Source organism: Flavobacterium xylosi (assembly GCF_042787345.1).
In the GTDB taxonomy this organism is placed as follows: domain Bacteria; phylum Bacteroidota; class Bacteroidia; order Flavobacteriales; family Flavobacteriaceae; genus Flavobacterium; species Flavobacterium xylosi.
In genome coordinates, this window is sequence record NZ_JBHZPZ010000023.1 from 21,396 (window position 1) to 41,161 (window position 19,766).

The following is a 19,766-nucleotide window of genomic DNA, read 5'->3' on the forward strand; positions in this document are numbered from 1 at the left end:
TTTTGTACCAACAAAAAAAAACAATATGAAAGGTGTATTATTAGTTAATTTAGGTTCTCCGGAAAGTCCAACTGCTAAAGACGTTAAACCGTATTTAGATGAGTTTTTAATGGATAAATACGTAATTGATGTTCCGTTTTTGTTACGAGCATTATTAGTTCGTGGGATAATTTTACAAACAAGACCTAAAAAATCTGCTGCCGCTTACGCAAAAATATGGTGGGACGAGGGTTCGCCGCTTGTGGTTATCTCCAAAAGAATGCACGCCAAAGTAAAACAATTAGTTGACATTCCTGTTTCCTTAGCTATGCGTTATGGTAATCCGTCTCTATTATCTGGTTTACAAGAACTGCATGACAAAGGTGTGACCGAAGTGCTGCTTTTCCCTTTGTATCCGCAACATGCAATGGCCTCTACCACTACAATATTAGAACTAGCAGAAGAACACCGTAAAAAATATTTCCCGGAAATGAAATTTACGATAGTTCCAGCGTTTTATAACAAACCTGATTATTTACAAAATCTGGCCGATTCTATTAAAAGTCACTTAGTAGGTTTTGATTACGATCATTTATTATTCTCCTATCATGGAATTCCTGAGCGTCACATTCGCAAAACGGATATCACCAAATCACATTGTAAAATTGATGGTTCTTGTTGTAATACGCCTTCGCCGGCGCATGAATTTTGCTACCGTCACCAATGTTACCAAACTACCAAACAAGTCATAAAATTACTGGGAATCCCAGAAGGAAAATACAGCCAGACTTTTCAATCTCGATTGGCAGGAGACAAATGGCTGACGCCTTACACAGACGTTGAAGTAAACAAAATGCCTGAAAAAGGAATTAAAAAACTTGCCGTTGTAACCCCTGCTTTTGTATCCGATTGTTTAGAGACTTTGGAAGAAATTGCGATGGAAGCCAATCATGAGTTCAAAGTTCACGGAGGTGAAGAATTTTTAGCAATTCCTTGTTTGAATGACAGCGACGATTGGTGCAAAACAGTGAGCAATTGGATTACAAATTGGTCGAACGCCTCGTCATCCGTTAAAGTAGACTCTGAAAAAGCAAACGCTTAAATGACTGTTGCTTCTGATGAATTAGGAACACAGGACATCAAAAAACTCTTGATTAAACAAGCGGTTCCTTCTTCTATTGGGATTTTATTCATGTCGGTCAATATTTTGATTGATACCATATTTGTCGGGCAATGGATTGGTTCCTTAGCCATTGCAGCGGTAACGGTTGTCCTGCCTATCACTTTTCTAATTTCCTCTTTGGGAATGGCGATCGGTGTGGGCGGAGGCTCTGTGTTTTCACGAGCTTTGGGCGCAAATAATCGTGAAAAAGCAAAAATTACCTTTGCCAATCAAATCATGATGACATTCTTATTGTCATCGATTTTTGTTGTTTTTGGTCTTTTCTTCAGCAACGAAATGCTGATGCTGTTTGGTGCAAAAGGATCTATCATGAAACCCGCAAGAGAATTTTTCTTTCCTATCATCATATCGGTTCCGTTTTTGGCTCTTTGTATGATGGGCAACAATATTATTAGGGCGGAGGGAAAAGCTAAATTCGCGATGGTCGCCATGATTATTCCTGCTTTTGCAAATATCGCCTTGGACATCGTTTTTATAAAATTTATGAATTTGGGTATGTTTGGATCCGCAATGGCTTCCGCAATTTCCTATTTCATGTGCTTTGCATTTGTACTATGGTTTTTTATTTTTAAAAGTGAATTAAAACTAAGGGCGAGACATTTTAAGTTTAAACTTCCAATTATAAAAGAAATAACAGAACTGAGCATTGTCACTTTTTCGAGACAAGGAGTAGTCAGCATTTTAGCCATAATTCTAAATCATACTTTATATACCTACGGAGGCGAACATTCTGTTGCAATTTATGGAATCATCAGCCGAATGCTAATGTTTGCTTTGTTTCCAATTCTGGGAATTACACAAGGTTTTCTTCCTATAGCCGGTTTTAATTACGGTGCTGAGAATTATGGCAGAGTTAAGGAAAGTGTACAACTTTCGATAAAATACGCCGCCATTTTAGCCACGCTGATTTTTGTGGTTATTCTAATTTTTGCCGAACCTATAGTTGCCATTTTTACAACAGACCCAAAAGTAATTGCAGAAACTCCGGGAGCTTTGCGCTGGGTTTTTGCGGCTTCGCCAATCATAGCCATTCAACTCATTGGTGCGGCTTATTTTCAGGCCGCCGGAAAAGCAAAAAAAGCCTTGCTTTTGACCTTAAGCAAGCAAGGATTTTTCCTAATTCCGCTGGTGCTGATACTACCAAATTTTTTAGGTATTTTTGGCGTGTGGATTGCATTCCCAATTGCCGATGTGCTTTCAACATTATTAACCGGCTACTTCCTAAAAAAAGAAATAAACACAAAACTGATTCAAACTAACGATGGAATATTATAATTACCTTAAATCCTTACACCTTATCTTTGTAATAACCTGGTTTGCGGGATTATTTTATATTGTTCGCTTGTTTGTTTACCAAATTGAAGCTGCTGAAAAATCATCTCCGGAGAAGGAAATTCTGCAAAAACAATATAAAATAATGACGTATCGTCTTTGGTATATTATTACTTGGCCATCGGCAGTTTTAGCAAGTATATTTGCTTTTTGGATGTTGTTATTTACTGATTTAGGCCAAGCATGGTTAAAAATGCCTTGGATGCATGTAAAACTTGGCTTTGTATTTGTGTTGTATTTGTATCATGCAAAATGCCAACAAATATTCAAGCAATTGCAAAATGACGAAGTAAAATACACAACAACTTTCATGCGATTGTGGAATGAAGTCGCAACGATTATCCTTTTTGCGGTGGTGTTTTTAGTAATTTTAAAAAATGCGGTGAACTGGATTTACGGTGTAGTTGGAATTTTTCTCTTTTCACTTTTAATTATGCTTGGATTTAAATTTTACAAACGCATTCGAGAAAGAAATCAATCTTAATTATGTTCAAGAACTTTAAAATGTCGATGCTTTCCTTACGAATCAGGATTTTCCTATCCATGATTGTATTGATAATCATGGCGTCCATTTTGTTAGCTACTATTTCAATCATTCAATTCAAAAACGAAGCTAAAGAATACCATCAAGAACGCTTAGAACGAAAAGAAGACGCGATAAAAGAACATATCAATTATGTCCTTTCAACCACTACATATCCTTTGACAACTGAGAATTTAGGCTTGATTTTTAAAGATAAAATTCACGAACTGGCGCAAATTCACAGTATTGAAATCAATATTTACAGCTTAGACGGAAAACTGCTGAAATCATCCAAGGAATCATTTTCTGTAGACAAGGTATCGCCTTCTATTCCAAAATACATCCTAAAATTAGTTCGTTCCTCCATAGAAAAAAGATATGTAGACATTAAAACAATTAATGGCGTAAAGAATCGATCGTCCTATAGCCAGATAAAAGATGATAAATTCAAAACGCTTGGTATTTTGAATCTCCCTTATGTAGAAGATGATGGTTTCTATGAAAATGAATTAAACAGCTTCTTGATTCGTTTGGGCCAGGTGTATTCTTTTATGCTGATTGTGGCTTTTGCAATCGCCTATTTCCTTTCGACATACATTACAAAATCGCTAAAAACGATTTCCGATAAGTTGAGCGAAACCAGTTTGAATCAAAAAAACGAAAAAATCGTATTAGAGGCCAGTAGCAAAGAAATTAATCTGTTGATCAAAGCTTACAACGGAATGGTGGACAAACTGGAAAAAAGCGCGATAAAACTAGCGCAAAGCGAACGCGAAGAAGCGTGGCGCGAAATGGCAAAACAGGTGGCTCATGAAATCAAGAATCCGCTTACTCCAATGCGATTGACTGTACAGAGTTTTCAAAGAAAATTTGATCCTAATGATACCGATGTAATTCAAAAGATGAAAGATTACTCAGAGACATTGATTCAACAAATTGATACGATGAGCGCCGTTGCGTCAGCCTTTTCAAATTTTGCTTCGATGCCGGCACAGCAAAATGAAACGCTAAATGTCGTTAATGTGGTTGATCTGGCTATGGATATTTTCAATGAGGAATACATTGTTTTTGCAAGTGATTCTCCTGAAATTATTTCGAAAATAGATCGGACACAACTCATTCGAATAATTACAAATTTAGTCAAAAATGCGATTCAAGCCATTCCTGAAAACCAAGATTCCAAATCCATAATCGTAACGGTAAAAAAAGAGCAAAACAACGTCTTGATAACTGTTGCCGATAACGGGATCGGAATTCAAGCCAAAGATATCAGTCGCATATTCGAACCAAAATTCACTACCAAAAGCAGCGGAATGGGTCTTGGTCTTGGTATTATTAAAAACATCATCGAAAATTATAAAGGAACGATTACCTTTGAATCTGAATTTGGAAAAGGAACTACTTTTACAGTTTCTCTCCCAATAATTAACAATTAAAAATCACAATTATGAATTACGAAAGTATTTTAATTACAACAGAAAATAATATTGCAACGATTACCATTAATCGTCCTACAAAACTAAATGCATTGAATGCGGCGACTATTTCTGATTTGCATAAAGCAATTAAAACATTAGGAAAAAACAATGAAATTCGTGTTATCATTTTAACTGGAAGTGGAGAAAAAGCTTTTGTTGCCGGAGCCGATATTGCAGAATTTGCAAACTTTTCTATCGAAGAAGGAATGCAATTAGCAGCTGAAGGACAAGCAAAATTATTTGATTATATAGAAAATCTAAAAACTCCTGTAATCGCCGCAATCAATGGTTTTGCTCTTGGAGGCGGATTAGAATTAGCCATGGCATGTCATTTCAGAGTTGCTTCTGACAATGCTAAAATGGGACTTCCTGAAGTTTCACTTGGATTGATTCCAGGCTATGGAGGAACACAGCGTTTGCCACAATTAGTAGGCAAAGGTCGCGCAATGGAAATGATTATGACCGCGGGAATGATTACCGCTGAAGACGCCTACAGAGCTGGATTAGTAAATCATGTGGTGCCACAGGCAGAACTTTTAGAATTTTGTAAAGGAATTGCCCAAAGAATAATGAAAAATTCTCCTTACGCTATTGGCAAAGCCATCAAATCAGTCAATGCCAACTTCAAAGAAGGTAAAAACGGGTATGAAACCGAAATAAAAGCGTTTGGAAAATGTTTTGGAACCGAAGATTTTAAAGAAGGAACAACAGCATTTTTAGAGAAAAGAAAAGCAGCATTCAAAGGAAAATAAAAACTATTCGGTCACAGTCGAAAGACTGTCGATTATGCTAAAAAACAATACATTATCTAAAATTCAACTTATGTCTTACCAACCTGTATTTGCCCAATTTTGGGAAAAGGTAAAAGAAAGCATCCAAAATGGAACTTACGCTAAATTAACTTTGGCTAAAACTATTGGTGATACCGAATTAAAAAACATTTACGTTCGCCCGGTATTGAACGATGATATTTTCAGCCTTTCGGTTACCGCGCGATATAAAACGGAAGAAATAGAAAGTTTCCATACACTTGATGAAGCCTTCATGATTTTATCACCCTTCATAAATAACCCTTTTTTGACGGCGCTGCTATTTACAACGGAAAACGATATCACCTTTAAACTCAATAAAAAAAGAGTGGGAAGTATTGTGGAACAAGCGCCTACTTTTAAAAACCCTTCGAATGTTATCCTAGAAATGAAAGAAAAAGGAATTTCAATTTAAGACTTTGGATTAACGATTGCTGATTTTTGATTTAAGAATCAGCAATCAATAAACATCTGAAATTTAAAATAGTGGTCAGTGATCAGTTCTTGGTTTGAGTATAAAACAAAACTGAAATCGATTTTTTTGAAGTAGAGCAGTACTATTTCAACGTCAACAAACTGAATACTAAAAACTAAACACTGCTTACTTATTTCTCTCCTTCCCATTCCGCATAAAACTGCGACAAAAATCCTTGCATATACTGATGTCTTTCTTGTGCAATTTGTTTCCCGGTTTCCGTATTCATCTTATCTTTTAACAGCAATAACTTTTCGTAAAAATGATTCAGGGTTGGAGAATCATTCTTCTTGTATTCTTCCTTTGACATCTTCGCTTTTGGGGCGATTTTAGGATCGTACAGCGTTCTATTTTTAAATCCGCCATAATTGAACGCTCTTGCAATTCCAATTGCACCAATGGCATCTAAACGGTCTGCATCCTGAACGATATCCAATTCAATAGAAGAGAATTTCTTTTCGAAATTACCGCCTTTGTACGAGATGTTTTCAATGATATTTATTACGTGCTCTATCGTTTTTTTGGACGTGTTTTGTGCTTCTAAAAATTCACGCGCTATTCTGGGACCCACTGTTTCGTCTCCGTTATGAAATTTACTATCCGCAATATCATGAAGCAAAGCACCCAAACGAACAATTGTAGGGTCACAAACTTCATTTCTGGAAATTAAAACAGCGTTTTTATACACTCTTTCAATATGGAACCAGTCGTGTCCACCTTCGGCATTTTCTAATTTTTCTTTAACAAAAAGAATGGTTTTATCTATTATGTTTTCTTTGATCATGGATGACATTGGTTTTTATCAAAAAATGTTGAATCCTGAAGCTAAACAACTTCAAAATTCAACATTCTCTATTCATTATTCGAACTCAGAATTCTATCGTGCTAAAGCTGGCTCTACCCATTTGAAAATATGGGATTCTTGAGGTATTACCATTCTTTCTGATATTCTAGCCATTCTTGCTGGCAATTTTATCAAATAATCACGTGCTTTCTCTGCTTCATCAGTCAAACCAGAAATCTTGTCAATTTCCCATTTTTCAATTAATTTTTGCATGATATCTACATAATCCGCTGCGGTATAAACGCCAATTCGTTGCGCAGAATCAGAAAACTGTTCAAAAGCAGTACTGATCTTTTGTCCTGATTCTCTCAAGAAATGTGCTGGCATAACAATTTTTGCTTTCATCATATATTGAAAAGCAAGCATCATTTCGCTAGGGTCTACTTGAAAAATACGGTTCACAAATTCACTATAGGCATGATGATGACGCATTTCGTCACCAGCAATCATTTTACACATTTTAGACAATTTGTTATCCCCATATTTCTTAGCCATTTGTGCCACTCGGTTATGAGAAACATACGTTGCCAATTCTTGAAAACTGGTGTAAACAAAGTTTTTATAAGGGTCTCTTCCAGTACCAATATCAAAACCATCGTTGATAAGGTGCTGCGTCGTCATTTCGATTTCACGCATGTTCACACGACCTGACAAATACAAGTATTTATTAAGCAAATCTCCGTGACGATTTTCCTCTCCGGTCCATTGTCTGATCCATTTAGACCATCCATTTCTCTCCACGTTATCAATACCATCTACATCCATTAACCAGGATTCATAGGTTGGCAAAGCTTCTTCGGTAATGGTATCACCCACCAAAGTAACCCAGAAATCATACGGTAATTCTTTTGCTATTTCACGTAATTCTTTTACCTCATCAAAAAAGGTATCACTTTCAGAATTAGGCAAAAAGTCAGCAGGTTGCCATATTTTCTCTACTGGGATTAAGTACTGATCAACAAAGCTATCCACGTTTTTTTCCAAAAACTGCATTACTTCTAATCGAATGTTTTTTATTGACATTGTATATAAATTAAATTTTTATTCCTTGTATAACTGTTTGTTCTGTTTTTTCCATTAGCTCCTCGAAACTATAGTCTTTAACTGCTAATGGCTTATGTATTACAAAGGTAAGGTGATTTCCTAAACCTAAGGGGAAAAATCCGTATTTAACTATTTTCCAAGAATTGTTTATGGTTACTGGAACCACATATGCTGATGGCGCACTTTTGCATAATATTTTGAACCCGGTTTGCGAAAATTCTCTAGGTTTCCCTGTTTTACTTCGAGTTCCTTCGGGGAAAATAACCGCCGATCGTTTGTACTTTTCAATATATTCAGCTAAACCTTTGATGGCCGGAATAGCCTGTTTAGGGTCTTTGCGGTCGATAAGGACAGAACCTCCATGTCGTAAATTATACGAAACACTTGGAATCCCCTTTCCTAATTCTTTTTTGCTTACAAATTTACAATGAAAACGGCGTAAATACCAAATCATTGCAATAATATCGTATAGACTTTGATGATTCGAAACAAAAATCAAAGGAACATCTTTTGGAATATTTTCTTTGTTTTCAAATTTATACGTCGTTCCTAAAAGATTAGTGCATCGTACCAAAAGAAAGTTCATGTAATCCACACTTTTTTTATGCGCCTGATAACCAAAAACAGTAAAACAAAACCATTGAATGGGATGAAAAATGACCAATATAAGACCAAAACACAAATAATAAATTATGGATATGGGATACGAAATTAGTTTTTGCATGCTTAAAAAATTAGCCACAAAAGTAAGAAATATATTTTTAGCCCGATTTAAATCCCAAACAATATATAGACTCATGGTTTAATTGTAACTTTGCGGACTAAAATCCATGTCTTTTTTCTCCCAAAATGAACTTCACTTACCCAAAAAACGAAAAGCTAAAAAGTAAAATTACCATTGGATTATTATTTTCCGAAGGAAAATCTGTATCTAAATATCCTTTACGATTAGTTTATTATTCCGGTTCTTTGGAAAAACCCGAATCCCGTCCCGAAGCGTCGGGATCGGGGACGGCACAAAATATAAAAATGGGAGTTTCAGTATCAAAAAAACATTTTAAAAAAGCGGTTGACCGTAATTATTTCAAACGCGTGCTTCGCGAAACCTACCGACTCAACAAACATTTATTGCTGGATAACTTGGATAAACCGTATGCATTTATGTTGTTTTACCAAAGCAAAGACCGCTTGTCTTATGAGGAAATCAACACTAAGACAATTCAATTGTTTGACAAGTTTCTGCAACAAAATATCAAAACTATTTTACCAGAAAACACCACGGATTTATAAAAATTATAATTTTTGTCTTAGTCAAATTAAGTAATATAGTCTTTACACACAATACTTTAATTATTATTGGCTATTTATTCTTATTTTAGCGGTCACAAATTTAGTTAAACGAAACCCATGAACTTCTTTTTCAAAAAAAAATTCATAATTCCGGTTGCTGCCTCGGCATTTCTGTTTATTGGAGCGAGTTTCAAAGACGATTTTTTTGAAATTGCAAAACAAATAGAGATATTCACTACCCTTTTTAAGGAAGTGAATAAGAATTATGTTGATGAGACAAATCCTGGTGAGTTAATGGATAAAGCCATCAATGGAATGTTGGGAAGTCTTGATCCCTATACTGTATATTTTAATGAACAGGATGTAGTAAAATTTAAAATAAACAATACGGGAGAATATACTGGAATTGGTGCTTTATTAACTCGAAAAGAGGACAAGCTTACGGTAAAAGAAATATATAAAAATTTCCCTGCCGATAAAGCCGGACTTAAACCCGGGGATGAAATTATTCAGATAGGCGATGTCCTTTTATCCGATTTCAAAGAAGATGCCTCTCAGCTTTTAAAAGGAGCAAAAAACACTAAAGTTGCTATTAAATATATCCGTCAAGGAAAAACAAATACTACCCAAATTGTACTTGATGAAGTCGAAATAAAGTCGGTGCCGTTTTTTGGAAAAGTTGACGCAAAGACGGGCTATATCGTTTTACTGCATTTCAATAAAAAAGCTTCCCTTGAAACCAAAGAAGCACTAGAACAACTAAAAAGGGAAGGTGCCGAAAGAATTATATTGGACTTAAGAGACAACCCCGGCGGACTCTTGAATGAAGCCGTGAATATATGTAATCTCTTTGTTCCAAAAAACGAAATAATTGTAACGACAAAATCAAAAATAGAAAAACACAACAATACCTATAAAACGAACAAAGAGCCTATTGATACTCAGATTCCGTTAATTATTATTGTAAACGGGAAAAGCGCATCCGCTTCTGAAATTGTTTCCGGTGCTTTACAGGATTTGGATCGCGCAGTGGTATTGGGAAGTAGAAGTTACGGAAAAGGACTAGTGCAACGACCTGTAGATTTAAGGTATGGGACGCAGCTAAAAGTAACAATTTCACGTTATTACACGCCTTCGGGAAGATGTATTCAAGCCTTAGATTATACTCATAAAGACAAAAATGGCGTTGCTGTAAGAACCCAAGAAAAAAACTATAACGCATTCAAGACTCGAAAAGGAAGAACGGTTTATGATGGAGGCGGTATTCAGCCAGATATAGAACTTAATGAAACAAAATTAAGTCCAATCACCAATGCCTTGATAAAAAATGATGGGATTTTTAATTACGTAACTCGTTATTATTACAAAAATCCAACGTTAGGGGATCGCATCCCGTCAATTTCTGATTCCGATTATTTAGACTTTAAACAGTTTTTAAAAGCCCAAAATTTCTCTTTTGACACCGAAACAGAATTGGCACTGAAAAATACTTTGGCTATAGCCAAAAAAGAAAAAATACATGAATCTATCACTTTAGAATACCAACAATTGCTAAGTGCACTTCAAAAAAGCGAAGAAACATTATTGGATAAAAATCAGAAGGAAATCAAGAATCTTATTTTAGATGAAATTATAAAAAGATACCAATACCAGGAGGGATTGTATCAATACTACATCAAAAATAATACAGAAATTAAAAAAGCGATTACCATTTTAGACAACAATTCAGAGTATAAATCTATTTTGAAAATCTAATGACAACTATTTTCCGAATACTGCTTTTACTGTTTTTCTGCCACCTAACAGCCCAAGAAAAACCGGTTGAGACCTTGTATTTTGAATTTGACAAATCAACTCTTTACAACCAACAAATTAAAACCATTATTGATTTTGCAAAAAATGCAGATACTTCTAAAATAGAATCTATTCAAATTTACGGCTATTGTGATGACCGCGGAGCGAACGATTATAATTATACATTATCAAAAAGCAGGGTGAAAACAGTCCAAGACATCCTAACTTACAATGGTTTTAGCAAAAATAAAATTGTTATTATTGAAGGAAAGGGACGTGTGATTATTCAAAAAGACTCCATTGAGGACCTAACGGAAATTAGAAATAAAAACCGACGAGTTGATCTGTTTGTTGTTAAGAAAAATAGTTACGGGAAAGGTATTTATAATTCCTTTCAAGAAAACCACAAAGTTGGCGATCGTATCTATTTAGAAAACATTCTTTTTGCATTAGGAAGAAGCGAGCTCACATTACAATCAAAAAAGGAATTAGATAAAATTGCATTGCTTTTGCAAAAACATCAAACACTTCAATTTGAAATTAGAGGCCATGTCTGTTGCACGCCCAATTATTTTGACGATGCAATAGATGAAGCCACGCATGAAAGGAAACTTTCGTTAAATCGTGCCCGCAATGTGTTCAAATATTTAATATCAAAAAACATCAATAGTCTTCGAATGAGCTACAAAGGTTGTGGTAATAAATTCCCTCTTGGAAAAGGCGACGCACTTGACAGAAGAGTAGAATTTATTATTTTGAAAATATAGTTATTCTCGTTTCATCTCAATGTGCGGAATATCGTCCTCTAAGTACATTTCGCTGGTTTGAACAAAACCATGGCTTTCATAGAATTTTTTAAGATATAATTGGGCTCCGATTTTAATTTGGCTTTCGCCAAAATGAAGCAGAACACCAGCAATAGCTTCACGCATTAAGTCATGACCCCATTTCCTGTCGCGGTAATTTGCATCAACGGTTACTCTCCCAATTGAAGCATTATCAAAACTGATTCCCGCTTTGAAAAGCCTGGCATGAGCCACAATTTTGCCCTCGTATTCACCAAAAAGATGCAACGCCACTTTATCCTTGCCATCAAGATCAAGGTAAACACAGTTTTGTTCCACTACAAATATTTCGCTTCGTAATCGTAGTAAATCATATAGTTCATGAACAGAAAGTTCCTCAAAAGGCTTTATACTCCATTTTAACATCATGTGGTTTTTATAAATAATATAGAATGCAAATTAAAGAAAATAAAAATTAGTTTTTCAAAACAACAACCGATTTTATGATGGATTCTAATTCATGCATCAAATCGCGTTTCTCTTTTGATGGAGCATAACAAAAACCCTCTAAGACAAGGATTCTGACATTTTCCTGGTCAACAATCGCATAATTGATAAAAGGTCCGGCCATAAAATCATTTTTCAGCTCCCAGGTTCCCTTAGTCTCATAGGTTTTTTTTCCATCAAGAGTGATCTTGAAAAGATAGGGCGCATAGGCTTCTTCCGTAATCATATTAGATTTTGGCTCGGTACCGCTAATATATAAATCACCTATTGAATCTCGCATTTTAATAATGCTGGTAATCAAGTTTGAATTCTTTTTTATGGAACCTATAGGAACTTCATAAATCAGTAAGCTAGTATTACCGCCGATAATTTCCTTTTTCAGCCATATAAATTTACTTTTATGAAGCACATAGGTGTAAGTAGAAGGGATTTTTAGTGAAATATTGAATTTGTTGGCAATAATTTTTGGACTGAGTAGCGATTGGCGGTTAATTCTCTGACTTTCGGCTATTTCCATTTTCTTGATTAACCGTATGATTTTGGGGGCATTCTTTTCGAGGATTTTTATAATATCAGCCCCTGTTTTTCCTGAAATATGAAACACATTTTGAGGTGATGCGTACTGATTTTTCATTATTTCAAACTTATTTTCATCTCCCTTTTTTAATACGATAATTGTTCTGTTATCGGTCATGAAACCTTCCAGAAGCTTAATCGGATATTGATTTATGGTAAAAAGAGGTTCTTCCTGGGGCAAACCAATAACTGGTGATGCAAACTTATTTCGAATGCTGTCCCCTACTTCGCCATTCCACAACTGATCATCAATAATAACGGATATCGTATTAATTTTGCCAGTTGTTTTTCGAGGTAAATGGTCACTTTTCTTTTCACACGAAAAGAAGATCAAGGAAATAAAAAGAAATAAAAAATGGGCTCTATTCATTATAATTAAATTATAAAATAAAACCCAAATTTATAGAAGTTAATTGTATTATCCGTTTATTTTTAGCTTCATTCCGGGTTTAATATCTTCCCCGCGAATATCATTCCATTTTTTTGGTCTGAAATTGCGACCAGATAAATTATTTCAATGTTTTAAATCGGCTGAAGTAATTTTAAATATGAATTGTAACTATTCCAAAATGGCTGCAATTCCAGGCAATACTTTACCTTCCAGCATTTCCAGCATGGCGCCTCCACCAGTAGAAACATAACTCATCTTGTCTTCCAAACCAAATTGTTTTACAGCAGCAACAGAATCTCCACCACCTACAAGAGAAAACGCCCCGTTTTCGGTAGAAGCTGCAATATATTTACCAAGAGCAATTGTTCCATTAGCGAAATTTTCCATTTCGAAAACGCCTAATGGTCCATTCCAAAGTATGGTTTTAGACTCCATGATTACTTTTTCAAAGTTTGCCAATGATTTTGGACCTGCATCCAAACCTTGCCATCCGTCTGGAATTTCATTCACATCAACAATTTGCGTTTCGGCATCATTTGAAAATGCATTTGCAGCAACAACATCAACAGGAATATGGATTTGAACTCCTTTTTCTTTAGCCAATCTTAAAATTTCTAATGCCAATTCTTGTTTGTCATCTTCACAGATAGAATTTCCTATTTTTCCGCCTAATGCTTTCACGAAAGTAAATGTCATTCCACCTCCAATAATCATATGATCCACCTTGTCCAGAATATTTTCTATAACGGTAATTTTAGAAGACACTTTCGATCCGCCTAGAACTGCCGTTACTGGTTTTTTACTGTTTTTCAAAACCTTGTTCAGGCTTTCAATTTCTTTAGCCAATAATAATCCGAAACATTTTTCCGTAGGGAAAAACTGAGCGATAATCGTTGTCGAAGCGTGTGCTCTGTGTGCCGTTCCAAAAGCATCATTCACATAAATATCACCAAGTGATGCCAGTTCTTTTGCGAAAGCAACATCTCCAGCTTCTTCTTCGCTGTGAAAACGCAAATTTTCCAATAATAAAACTTCTCCAGCCTGTAATTTAGCTGCTGCATCTTTAGCTGCGGAACCAATACAGTCTGAAGCAAACTGAACAGGAACTCCAAGCACTTCTGATGTAGTTTTTAGAATGTGTTTCAATGAGTATTTTTCTTCAACCCCTGCTGGTCTTCCTAAATGCGACATCAAAATTACGCTTCCGCCTTGAGCAAGAATGGCGTCAATTGTCGGTTTTGCCGCCTCAATACGCGTAGCATCCGTTACATTAAAATTTTCATCTAAAGGCACGTTGAAATCTACGCGGATTATGGCTTTTTTATTTTTGAAATCAAAATCGTTTAAAGTTTTCATTAGTTCTGTTTTTAGTTTGTTTAATTTTGTAATGACAACAAATATAGAACTTTTAGATTATTAATGAATTTGATGAAATCAAATAAACCCCGTCTTTAGTAACGAAATCGTTGTAAATTAATAGCTAACACGATTTTTAAATGAAAAAACGCCGAAATTTATACGAATAATCAATCATGAACCGGACTTTGCGTACACGGACAGTTACTGATTCCTGCCAGAAAATCAAGTCCTATTGTAACAACATGGTTTCCAGTGTTGTATGCAGCCAATTGATTAAGTGTAACTTGGTAGGCATATCCAAAATAAAAATTAGACTTCTTAAAACCGACCATTGGACCCAAATTTAACGGTTTGAAAAACTGATCATTCAAAAAACGATACGATATTCCCGCCCAATAGTAATCCTCATATTTATTAAAATGCCTGTATTTTATATTAACATCTGTACTGGAGCGTTTGTCGCTGGCAAAATATTGATAGAAAACTGATGGCTCATACTCTACTCTGTTATTGGTAGGACTTTTAAAAACATATCCGGAATAAACCTGATAATTCCTTAGTAATATTGGCTCTATACCTGAAAATTTATCAGCGTTTTTATTCAAAATATTACTGGCATTAAAGCTCAGATAAAACGATTTGTTTCTGTACAATGCCCCTACATCAAAATTATTGTTTGATACAAATCTATTGTCCGTAATACTTGGGTCTAAAACAGGCGCTTCATAGGTAGGATTAAAGTTATTAATATCTATCTTGAAATTATTAATGTTATAGGAAATACCAAAAGACAAGTATTGTTTGGTGTAATAATCCAATATTAGATGATGTGCAAAGGAGAATTTAGCACCCGTCTGTCTAGTATTCCCATTGCTGTCATTATAGAAAGACATTCCAACTCCGGATTGATCGGCAATTCTAAAATCGGCATACACGGATTGATTATTTGGAGCATCCTTAATGCCTACCCATTGTGTTAACCCATTGGCTCTAATTTTAAGATTATCTCCAATACCTGCGAATGTTGGAGATATTACAAAATGATTATCCGATAAATACTGGGTAAAAACGGGCAAATTTAACTCTTGACTGTAACCAGATGTTACAGTCAAAAGAAGTAGAGATATTATTATTTTTTTCATTTGGATCATTTTAATTTGGGAAACCATGGCCATTGGTTTTTGTTAATTATCTGTAAAGGGTAAAATGACCTACAAATTCTCGAGCATCTTTCAAATTATTCAATTTTAAAACATACCAGTAATCTCCAGAAGGAAGTTCAGCGCCTCTGTATTTACCATCCCAATATTCGCCTAAACGATAGGACGCAATTTTTCGTCCGTATCTGTCAAAAATGTCGTAAGTCAAATCTTTATAATTGATTGTACATCCAGGAGCCCATCCATCCATCACTCCATCACCATTTGGTGTAAAGTAATTTGGGATACATACATCGATATACTCAAAATATCGGGTGGCAGTAGCAACACAACCATTTGCATCCGTTACCTCAACTGTATAATCTCCCGATTTGTAGATGATGAAAGTATTCTTAGTTCCATAAGATTCCCCATTCAGCGAATACTGATATGATCCGCCGCCGCCAGTTGCTGTCGCCACAATCTCATTTAATCCGCCATCGCTTAAGACTAATGCCAATGGATCAACTTGTACAATATCGAAATTGGCTGTCCTTTTGATACATCCATTTGTATGTCTTACATCAATATAATGACCTGTTGCTGGAGCTACATTTGTAAATACATTACTTGTTTGATATGTTGCTCCATCTAGCGAATAATCTATATCTGATAGGTCCTTTATACTCGCATCTACAGTTACAGTAACCGTATTGGCGGCAACGTTATTTACACAACCGTAATTGATTACAGCTATTGGATTTATTCGTATCGATTCTGGTAACGGTACAGACCATTCTGTATTACAGTCTGAGTTGTCACGAATATAAACAACATGAGCACCTCCTGTTAATCCAATAAAATCAAAGTCGGTCTGCGTAGCAGTACCCGTTGTATACGTTCCGTTAGGATTATCTAAACTAACACTATATGGAGCCGTTCCTCCTGAAATCGTGATGCTGAATTCCCCGTCTTTATCTCCTTCGCAAACTTCAGGAATTATAGACGATGGATCTGTCACTACACTTATTAAGTCCGGTTCATTTATAGTGAAATTAATTTTTATATAACATCCCAATACATCTTGGACAATTACATCATAAGCGCCAGATGCCAGTTTATCAAAAATGTTATCATTAACAAACTGGTTTAAATTAGGAGATATAGCATATTTGATAATACCGGTTCCTCCAGAAGCATTAATTTCGATTGATCCGTTATTTGACCCATTACAAGTTACATCTTTGACTGTGTATGGTGCTGCTAATGGAGCTAACGGCTGGGTAATAGTAATAATTGATGAAGTTGTTGTACAATCACCACTATCTACTTTTAGCTGATAATTTCCAGCAAAAAGTTGAGTAAAAACACCTGGACTGGCTTGAACAGTAGTGAGGGTATTTCCAGCTGCATCCTGCAGCGTATAAATATAATTACCAAGTCCTCCTTGCGCTGTTGCAACAATAAAACCCGTATTGTCTCCTGCACAATTAATGACAGCATTTGTCTTATCTAAATTAATTACTAGTGCCAGCAATGGATCAATCTTGATTTGATTAGAAACATCAGCAACACATCCGTTGGCATCTCTAACATAATAAACATACGTTCCTACTGGTACCGGGAAGGTTACCGAAGAAGCAAACGAACCTAAAATAGTAGTAAAAGATGCAGTGTTACTATAGGTATAAAGCCCTGTTCCACCCGTTGCACTCAAAGTAAGTGATGTTTGTGTTAAACACGTTTGTGTTGTTGCAACTACCAAATTAGATTTAACCTCTGTTGGCTCAGCGATAACAATAGCAGCCGAAGTAGCTGAACAACTGTATCCATCTGTTACCGTAATGCTATACGTTCCTGCTCCCAATCCACTAAATACAGGAGAAACTTGTGGTCCTGACGCAGTTGGCGGAGTAACGGATGTCGTGTTTAAGGTATATAAATAATTTGATCCTTGACCACCTGTAGGTAAGTCAACTGTAATCGTAGCGTTTTTATCTCTCATACAGCCTAGAAGCGTAATGTCTGAGCTTGCGGTTACAGCAATTGGTGTCGGAATCACTAGGGTTACAGTTGTTGTAGCCACACATCCTTTACTATCTCTTACATTTATTGTATAAGGACCAGCTGTTAAATTGGTGAAAGTATTTTGCGCAGAATATGCCACAGTTGTTGGTCCTGTTAATTCAAACTTATAGATACCCCAACCGCCAGTGGCAACTGCGGTTATCGTTCCTTGATTATTGGTACAAGTAACATTTGCCGTTTCAGAAGCCAACAACGCTAAAGGTGAAGCTGGTGAACCAACGGTCACCACATTGGTAATTTTTATACAGAATGGACTTGCCGTTTCCGTAACCATTACCGTGTAATTTCCTGCTGACAATCCGTTGATTGACTGTGGATTCGTAGCTGTATTGGCTGCAACTATTCCACCTACCGGGCTGTTTGAGCTATCAAATACCTGATAGTTATACGTTCCTGTATAACCACTAACACTAATCTCGATTGCTCCGTCTGTATCTCCAAAACATGTCACCGGTGTGGTTGCCGTGGCAACAGCATCAATAGAGTTGAATGGCGCTACAACATAAGGCAGTGTGGCGATATAACATCCTGTCGTTAGATCATTCACTTGGAAATTATACGTTCCTGGTGTAGTGATATTAAATATGTTTGATGGCTGTGTTGCTGCACTTGGCAATAATTGGTAACTGAAGTTGCCTGAACCTCCTGTTACGGTTATCGCAACAGAGCCCGTATTGTTACAATCAATCGCTCCGTTTATACCTACTGTAGCATTAATCAATTTTGGCAATTTAGTTACCGCAACTGAACCAGTTGCAGGACATCCATGGGCATCTTTGATGTAAATCGGCAGACTATAAGAAGTACCATTATCAATTATACTGAAAGTGTTTGTCGGGAAATAATTTGTTCCATCTATACTGTACGTATAAGGAGCTGTTCCTGTTCCTGCAGTTTCCTTTATCGTAACTGTAGCTGTATTTACCGTATTGTCTGCAGCACATCCAAACGGTGTTGCTGATGATAACAAAGCATCTACTGTTAAAACACTAGGTTCTGTAACTGTTTGTGTTTGTGTTAAACTACAGCCTCTGCCTGAATTTACCGTAATATCATATGATCTGGCCGTTAATCCTGTAAATACATTGCTGCTTTGTGGACCTACAACTAATGCAGGACCTGAAGTAGCCGTTAAGGTATATGTGTAACTAGGATTGTCATTAGACCCCGGTAAAACAACTGTTATTGTTCCGTTGTTTCCTCCATTACAGCTTACATCTGTTTTGGTAGTGCTAAACGTTACCGGTGTCGGTGCTGATAACACAACTGGCACAGATTTCGTACACGTTGTTGTTCCGTCGGTAATGGTGATGGTATAAGCTCCTGCAGGTACTCCTGAGAATACATTTCCTGCTAAAGTGATTGATCCAGCACTAGGAACTATTGAATACGTATACACGCCTGTTCCGCCCGATCCTGTTACCGTAATAACACCATCATTGGTCGCACAGCTTGGCAATGCCGTAACTGTTGGCGCAAGTCCTAATGGCGCTTGAATAGTTACATTAACTTTATTTCCGCATCCGTTAAAATCTTTCACTTCAACCGTATGAACTCCTGATGATAAATTGGATATCGTAAACGGTGCCGTTTGGCTTTGGTATACACCGCCATCCACACTATAACTGTAAGGAGCCATTCCCGCTGTGGTAAGCGTTACGTCTATAGCAAAGTTCCCTTCCGTTGGAGCACATTGGTTGTTTAGAACCGCCGCTATTACAGGAGTTGGGTCTAATCCTATTGTAACCGGAAGCGATTGCGGACAATCATTGGCATCTTTTACGTACACTACGTAATTCCCTGATTCTGCATTTAAAGTGTTTGAAGCTACCCAACCCAGACCTGTTACAAGTGGCGCTGCACTGGCTGAAGGTAAAATCTGATACAGGTAAGGAGTCGTTCCGCCTTGCGCGTCTGCAACAATATGTCCTGCATTTACATTACAATTGTCGTTGACTGTAGTAGCTGTTAATGATACAGCTGCGCTTGGTGAACCAACGGTAACCACATTGGTAATTTTTATACAGAATGGACTTGCCGTTTCCGTAACCATTACCGTGTAATTTCCTGCTGACAATCCGTTGATTGACTGTGGATTCGTAGCTGTATTGGCTGCAACTATTCCACCTACCGGGCTGTTTGAGCTATCAAATACCTGATAGTTATACGT

At 36.3% G+C, this 19,766-nt stretch carries 17 protein-coding genes; 9 read left to right on the forward strand and 8 right to left on the reverse strand.

Annotation, left to right across the window (positions count from 1 at the left end; genetic code table 11):
* The first annotated feature begins 25 nt into the window (after positions 1-25).
* From hemH to ACFX5E_RS15020, 6 genes are all read left to right on the forward strand, one after another.
* On the forward strand, positions 26-1,081 hold the full coding sequence (gene hemH / locus ACFX5E_RS14995; protein WP_379855972.1) for a ferrochelatase: 1,056 nt from the start codon (positions 26-28) through the stop codon (positions 1,079-1,081).
* Positions 1,082-2,437, forward strand: a complete 1,356-nt coding sequence (locus tag ACFX5E_RS15000) for an MATE family efflux transporter (RefSeq protein ID WP_379855973.1) — start codon at positions 1,082-1,084, stop codon at positions 2,435-2,437.
* Complete coding sequence (locus tag ACFX5E_RS15005; protein ID WP_379855974.1) at positions 2,424-2,978, forward strand: CopD family protein; 555 nt, start codon at positions 2,424-2,426, stop codon at positions 2,976-2,978. Before ACFX5E_RS15000 ends, ACFX5E_RS15005 begins: the two co-directional genes overlap by 14 nt.
* Before the next feature lie 2 nt (positions 2,979-2,980).
* Positions 2,981-4,453 carry a sensor histidine kinase gene (locus tag ACFX5E_RS15010; protein WP_379855975.1) on the forward strand — a complete coding sequence of 491 codons (1,473 nt, stop codon included), beginning with the start codon at positions 2,981-2,983 and terminating at the stop codon, positions 4,451-4,453.
* Positions 4,454-4,464: 11 nt separating this feature from the next.
* Entirely contained in the window at positions 4,465-5,247 is a 783-nt protein-coding gene (locus ACFX5E_RS15015; protein ID WP_379855976.1) for an enoyl-CoA hydratase/isomerase family protein, read from the forward strand.
* A gap of 70 nt (positions 5,248-5,317) precedes the next feature.
* Positions 5,318-5,719, forward strand: coding sequence for a hypothetical protein (locus ACFX5E_RS15020; RefSeq protein WP_379855977.1), 402 nt, complete (start codon positions 5,318-5,320; stop codon positions 5,717-5,719).
* Between the two features lie 190 nt (positions 5,720-5,909).
* Here ACFX5E_RS15020 and ACFX5E_RS15025 read toward each other — a convergent pair whose 3' ends face one another.
* From ACFX5E_RS15025 to ACFX5E_RS15035, 3 genes are all read right to left on the reverse strand, one after another.
* On the reverse strand, positions 5,910-6,572 hold the full coding sequence (locus ACFX5E_RS15025) for an HD domain-containing protein (RefSeq protein ID WP_379855978.1): 663 nt from the start codon (positions 6,570-6,572) through the stop codon (positions 5,910-5,912).
* Positions 6,573-6,656: 84 nt separating this feature from the next.
* Positions 6,657-7,646, reverse strand: coding sequence for an acyl-ACP desaturase (locus tag ACFX5E_RS15030; RefSeq protein ID WP_379855979.1), 990 nt, complete (start codon positions 7,644-7,646; stop codon positions 6,657-6,659).
* 10 nt (positions 7,647-7,656) lie between these two features.
* The gene (locus tag ACFX5E_RS15035; RefSeq protein WP_379855990.1) at positions 7,657-8,391 is read right to left on the reverse strand and encodes a lysophospholipid acyltransferase family protein; all 735 of its coding nucleotides are present in this window, start codon (positions 8,389-8,391) and stop codon (positions 7,657-7,659) included.
* A gap of 125 nt (positions 8,392-8,516) precedes the next feature.
* On the opposite strand from ACFX5E_RS15035, the gene ACFX5E_RS15040 reads away from it, so the two are divergent.
* From ACFX5E_RS15040 to ACFX5E_RS15050, 3 genes are all read left to right on the forward strand, one after another.
* On the forward strand, positions 8,517-8,957 hold the full coding sequence (locus tag ACFX5E_RS15040; RefSeq protein WP_379855980.1) for a ribonuclease P protein component: 441 nt from the start codon (positions 8,517-8,519) through the stop codon (positions 8,955-8,957).
* A gap of 117 nt (positions 8,958-9,074) precedes the next feature.
* A complete protein-coding gene (locus tag ACFX5E_RS15045; protein ID WP_379855981.1) occupies positions 9,075-10,712 on the forward strand; it encodes a S41 family peptidase in 1,638 nt (545 codons plus the stop codon).
* A complete protein-coding gene (locus ACFX5E_RS15050; protein ID WP_379855982.1) occupies positions 10,712-11,518 on the forward strand; it encodes an OmpA family protein in 807 nt (268 codons plus the stop codon). Before ACFX5E_RS15045 ends, ACFX5E_RS15050 begins: the two co-directional genes overlap by 1 nt.
* Here the strand turns inward: ACFX5E_RS15050 and ACFX5E_RS15055 are convergent, their stop codons facing one another.
* From ACFX5E_RS15055 to ACFX5E_RS15075, 5 genes are all read right to left on the reverse strand, one after another.
* The gene (locus tag ACFX5E_RS15055; protein ID WP_379855983.1) at positions 11,519-11,965 is read right to left on the reverse strand and encodes a GNAT family N-acetyltransferase; all 447 of its coding nucleotides are present in this window, start codon (positions 11,963-11,965) and stop codon (positions 11,519-11,521) included. It lies immediately after the preceding gene.
* A gap of 46 nt (positions 11,966-12,011) precedes the next feature.
* Entirely contained in the window at positions 12,012-12,989 is a 978-nt protein-coding gene (locus tag ACFX5E_RS15060) for a DUF4837 family protein (RefSeq protein WP_379855984.1), read from the reverse strand.
* A gap of 189 nt (positions 12,990-13,178) precedes the next feature.
* Positions 13,179-14,366 carry a phosphoglycerate kinase gene (locus ACFX5E_RS15065; RefSeq protein ID WP_379855985.1) on the reverse strand — a complete coding sequence of 396 codons (1,188 nt, stop codon included), beginning with the start codon at positions 14,364-14,366 and terminating at the stop codon, positions 13,179-13,181.
* 170 nt (positions 14,367-14,536) lie between these two features.
* Positions 14,537-15,511, reverse strand: coding sequence for a PorP/SprF family type IX secretion system membrane protein (locus tag ACFX5E_RS15070; RefSeq protein WP_379855986.1), 975 nt, complete (start codon positions 15,509-15,511; stop codon positions 14,537-14,539).
* A gap of 46 nt (positions 15,512-15,557) precedes the next feature.
* On the reverse strand, positions 15,558-19,766 hold a 4,209-nt coding region (locus ACFX5E_RS15075; protein ID WP_379855988.1), incomplete at its 5' end, for a T9SS type B sorting domain-containing protein.

Bases quoted from the DNA above. Each gene is read 5' to 3' on its own strand.
- hemH (WP_379855972.1), top strand. From the start codon at position 26: ATGAAAGGTGTATTATTAGTTAATTTAGGTTCTCCGGAAAGTCCAACT.
- ACFX5E_RS15000 (WP_379855973.1), top strand. From the start codon at position 1,082: ATGACTGTTGCTTCTGATGAATTAGGAACACAGGACATCAAAAAACTC.
- ACFX5E_RS15005 (WP_379855974.1), top strand. From the start codon at position 2,424: ATGGAATATTATAATTACCTTAAATCCTTACACCTTATCTTTGTAATA.
- ACFX5E_RS15010 (WP_379855975.1), top strand. From the start codon at position 2,981: ATGTTCAAGAACTTTAAAATGTCGATGCTTTCCTTACGAATCAGGATT.
- ACFX5E_RS15015 (WP_379855976.1), top strand. From the start codon at position 4,465: ATGAATTACGAAAGTATTTTAATTACAACAGAAAATAATATTGCAACG.
- ACFX5E_RS15020 (WP_379855977.1), top strand. From the start codon at position 5,318: ATGTCTTACCAACCTGTATTTGCCCAATTTTGGGAAAAGGTAAAAGAA.
- ACFX5E_RS15025 (WP_379855978.1), bottom strand. From the start codon at position 6,572: ATGTCATCCATGATCAAAGAAAACATAATAGATAAAACCATTCTTTTT.
- ACFX5E_RS15030 (WP_379855979.1), bottom strand. From the start codon at position 7,646: ATGTCAATAAAAAACATTCGATTAGAAGTAATGCAGTTTTTGGAAAAA.
- ACFX5E_RS15035 (WP_379855990.1), bottom strand. From the start codon at position 8,391: ATGCAAAAACTAATTTCGTATCCCATATCCATAATTTATTATTTGTGT.
- ACFX5E_RS15040 (WP_379855980.1), top strand. From the start codon at position 8,517: ATGAACTTCACTTACCCAAAAAACGAAAAGCTAAAAAGTAAAATTACC.
- ACFX5E_RS15045 (WP_379855981.1), top strand. From the start codon at position 9,075: ATGAACTTCTTTTTCAAAAAAAAATTCATAATTCCGGTTGCTGCCTCG.
- ACFX5E_RS15050 (WP_379855982.1), top strand. From the start codon at position 10,712: ATGACAACTATTTTCCGAATACTGCTTTTACTGTTTTTCTGCCACCTA.
- ACFX5E_RS15055 (WP_379855983.1), bottom strand. From the start codon at position 11,965: ATGATGTTAAAATGGAGTATAAAGCCTTTTGAGGAACTTTCTGTTCAT.
- ACFX5E_RS15060 (WP_379855984.1), bottom strand. From the start codon at position 12,989: ATGAATAGAGCCCATTTTTTATTTCTTTTTATTTCCTTGATCTTCTTT.
- ACFX5E_RS15065 (WP_379855985.1), bottom strand. From the start codon at position 14,366: ATGAAAACTTTAAACGATTTTGATTTCAAAAATAAAAAAGCCATAATC.
- ACFX5E_RS15070 (WP_379855986.1), bottom strand. From the start codon at position 15,511: ATGAAAAAAATAATAATATCTCTACTTCTTTTGACTGTAACATCTGGT.